Origin of the sequence: Aquibacillus koreensis (assembly GCF_025154055.1) — a bacterium.
Taxonomy (GTDB): Bacteria; Bacillota; Bacilli; order Bacillales; family Amphibacillaceae; genus Aquibacillus_C; species Aquibacillus_C koreensis.
In genome coordinates this window covers 1-3,792 of sequence record NZ_JAOALK010000025.1, presented here as the reverse complement: position 1 = coordinate 3,792, position 3,792 = coordinate 1, and the positions used below count along the sequence as shown (strand labels likewise).

At 35.2% G+C, this 3,792-nt stretch carries 3 protein-coding genes; all 3 read left to right on the top strand.

What is annotated here, in order from left to right:
* The first annotated feature begins 164 nt into the window (after positions 1-164).
* The 3 genes from NYQ66_RS06050 (at position 165) to NYQ66_RS06040 (ending at position 3,476) form a co-directional block, all read left to right on the top strand.
* Positions 165-1,064 (top strand): M23 family metallopeptidase, encoded by a 900-nt coding sequence (locus NYQ66_RS06050; RefSeq protein ID WP_259867959.1) that lies wholly within the window; start codon positions 165-167, stop codon positions 1,062-1,064.
* A gap of 379 nt (positions 1,065-1,443) precedes the next feature.
* Positions 1,444-2,313, top strand: coding sequence for a tyrosine-type recombinase/integrase (locus tag NYQ66_RS06045; protein ID WP_259867933.1), 870 nt, complete (start codon positions 1,444-1,446; stop codon positions 2,311-2,313).
* The gene (locus NYQ66_RS06040) at positions 2,310-3,476 is read left to right on the top strand and encodes an IS91 family transposase (RefSeq protein WP_456151316.1); all 1,167 of its coding nucleotides are present in this window, start codon (positions 2,310-2,312) and stop codon (positions 3,474-3,476) included. Before NYQ66_RS06045 ends, NYQ66_RS06040 begins: the two co-directional genes overlap by 4 nt.
* The last annotated feature ends 316 nt before the right edge of the window (positions 3,477-3,792 follow it).

Here is a 3,792-nt window from a genome sequence, read left to right as displayed (position 1 = left end):
CAAAATTGGAAACACAAGAACCGTCCCCATGCTTACAAATGAAACTTATTAGTGTTTTAAATCGTACTATTTTAATAGTAACGGTCTTAGATCTGCTACATTGGAATTGGTCATGAAACATCATGGGTCTTTTTCATTCATTTTTTTTACAAGGAGGATTTATTTTGCTATCAGCTCTATTTCAAATTGTGTTTATTCAAACTATTCTACCTCTATGTTTTATTTTAATGTTATGGAAAGAAAAGAATAACAGTAAATTAGAGTGGCTACTTAAAATGTTAACTACGGTTGCGATTGTGGCTTGGGTCTTTCAAACGGGACGGTGGGATTGGATAAGTTATTACTTAAGATACATATTGTTACTATTATTATTGTTAGGCATTTATTTTTCTTGGAAAAAAATAAAACAGTTACCCTTTTATATAAAATTCACCCGAAAACAAATCATAAATACGGGGATCTATGCTTTCCTTCTTATCGTTTTTGGTATTTATAATGGGGTTGCTATTACTGGTTATTCTACAAACCAACAAGCAATTGATCTAAATTTTCCCTTACAGAATGGTACCTATTATGTGGCTCATGGCGGCAACCATACCCAGCTTAATTATCATAACGCTTACGAATCACAACAGTTTGCACTCGATGTTGTAAAGCTAAATAATTTCGGCATACGTACTGCTGGTTTTTACCCTAAGGAGTTAGATAAATACGCTATTTATGGGGAGACACTTTATAGTCCATGTGATGGAGAGATCATAGAGTCTAGAGGCAATCTACCTGACTTAACACCGTCTGAAATGGATGTTGAAAACCCAGAAGGAAATTATGTTGCCTTAACTTGCGATGGTAGTGATGTCGTTATTTATATCGCACATATGCAGCAAGACAGTGTAATAGTAATGGAAGGAGATCGCGTGGAAGCATTGGATCCGATTGGTAGGGTAGGAAATTCTGGCAACACTAGTGAACCTCATTTGCATATCCACGCTGAAAAAGATAGTGTTGGTATTCCTATTACATTTAATAATGAATTTTTAGTTAGAAATAGTTTGGTAAGGTAAACAATCTTGATCTCCCACAACCACAAGGTGTGAACATGGGGACGGTTCTTGTGTTTCCAATTTTGGAAACACAAGAAGAACGAAATCGCGTCCCGCGATGGCTATGGGATAGAGCGTTATTATGTAAAGAGGAAAAAAATACAGATAGAGGGTTATTAAGGGAAGAAAACCATTAAGAACATAAAGAAAAAGTATGCTTTCTGTGATATTGTTTAATCGCCAAACCAAACAATAAAAAAGAGAGAGCATACTTCTATGAAATTTATTCTAACACGAAAAACAACAAAATTACATAACCAATATTTTACTCCACTTAATCGTGGACCACCCACCTTCCGGTTTGTTTAAAAATCAACTAACAAATCGGAGGGCTTTTATAATGGAAAAATATAAACGACAGATCGAACTATTCTTTGAGCTTAAGAACTCACCAGAATCCACAAGAAAATCTATGAGAAGAAGAATAAACGATTTTTTATTCTATGTGGAAGTAGTATTAGAGATAGAAATTGATGAAGTTGCTTTTGAAGATATTCAGGGGTATATCCTTCACTTAAAAAGAGATAGAAAACTTTCACCAGGGACAATAAATAATTGTATTTCATCTATTAAGTTTTTTTACACGTATGTACTAGAGAAAACCTGGAATCCAATAAAGGTACCTAGAATGAGAAGAGGCAAGAGCTTCCCTGTTATTCCACCTAGAGAGCAAGTATATGCACTTTTAGAGGGTACCAATAATTTAAAACATAAGGCGATTCTCGCCTTAATCTATGGTAGTGGATTGCGCGTTAGTGAAGTTGCACGACTAAAAATTAGTGATATAGATAGTCAAGGAATGCGAGTTCGTGTGCAGAAAACAAAACACGATACGAACCGTTATACCATTTTGTCTGAAGCTAGTCTTCTTGTCCTGCGAGAGTATTTCAAAGCCTATCATCATCGATCCTTTTCTAAAAATGATTGGCTCTTCAAGGGACAAAAGCAAGAGAATCATATTACGGTTAAAAGCATACAAAATACCTTTCTTAAAATTAGAGAAAGATTAAATCTCGATACAGCAATTTCAGCACATACCTTACGGCATTGTTTTGCGACACACTCTCTCGAAGACGGAATTGATCCTGTGCATATACAACATATGTTAGGTCATAAAAGAGTGGCAACGACAGTTGCTTATTTACACATGACTTCTAAAAGTTTAATGGGGATCAAAAGTCCATTGGACCAGCCTAGAGGTAAAAATTGATGACTATACAAAGTTTATTCGTTGATAACTACGATTACTTTAGAGTAACTCATAAAGTATCCATAGAACAGGCAAAAGCAGCCACGGCCATTAAAAATTGTAAAACAGATGCTTTAGGAGGTCACAGGCATGAGTGTGATTCATGTGGTGATTCAAAACTTAGCTATAATTCTTGTCGAAATCGTCACTGTCCGCAATGTCAAGGAGTTGATAAAGAGATTTGGGTGGATCAAAGAAGCAAAGATATTTTAAACGCACCCTATTTTCACGTCGTGTTTACGATACCCGAACAATTACACATGTTGATCTATCACAATCAAAAACTACTTTATAAATTAATGTACAAAGCAGTGGCAGAAACTTTGAACGAACTCGCATGGGACGATAAATATTTAGGTGCCCAAATTGGCTTTTTATCTGTCTTGCATACTTGGGGCCAGAATTTACACTATCATCCTCACATTCATACCATAGTCTTGGCCGGAGGCCTGACAAAAGATAACCGTTGGAAGGAAACGAGTAAAAAATTCTTTATTCCTGTGAAAGTTTTATCAAAGCAATTTAGAGGGAAATTTCTCTATTATCTCAAACAATATTACAACCAAAAGAAATTAAAGTTCTTTACTGAAACAACAAAATATCAATCTAGAAGTCAGTTTCAACAATTACTAGATAGCTGTTATGAACTGAATTGGTATAGTTATACCAAAAGAACATTTTCAGGTCCTTTAGCTGTGATGAAGTACCTTGGATTATACACGCACAGAATTGCCATTTCGAATAAACGTATCCTTTCACAAGGTTATGATACAGTGACCATCGGTGTAAAAGACTATAAGAATAACAATAAGAGAAAGCAAGTAAAGATGACCAAAGTAGAATTTATTCGGCGTTTTTTAATGCATGTATTACCGACACGATTTGTGAAAGTAAGGCATTATGGTTTATTAGCAAATCGAAATAGAAAAACGAAGTTGGAACGTTGTCGAAGACTAACAAAGAGCCCTAGCTATAAACCGTTATATGAAGGGTTAAGTAAAATTGAAGTCCTTGGAAAAATATTAAATAAGGATATGACTTTGTGTCCTTCGTGTAAAAAAGGTCATCTAGAAAGCGTTCATTCATTTAAGATACCGCCGTTTCCATCATATAAGATACCGTGATCGGTAGAATTAAATGCTTTTTTAAAAGCCTCTTAAATGGGGAGGGGGAAAGTACACCCATTTTTAACTGTTATCTATGTTTTTAAGAAAAAACATAGATAACAGTTAAAAAAACTGATAAATAAAAGATCAAAAATGAGGTTGGGGAGGATTGAATCCCCATAGGAAGAGAAGGAAGCGACTTCGTCCTTCTGGGACAATCAAAAATTTGCGGATAGTGGTAATACGAGATAGTACAAAGGCACAGATAGCTTAAATAGCTAAATGTGCCTTCTTTTTTCGCAAACTTCCGATTGTTCCCTAAAAGAACCGTCCC

What these genes read in the sequence shown, in the direction of transcription:
- NYQ66_RS06045 (WP_259867933.1), top strand. Translation starts at nt 1,444, where the DNA reads ATGGAAAAATATAAACGACAGATCGAACTATTCTTTGAGCTTAAGAAC.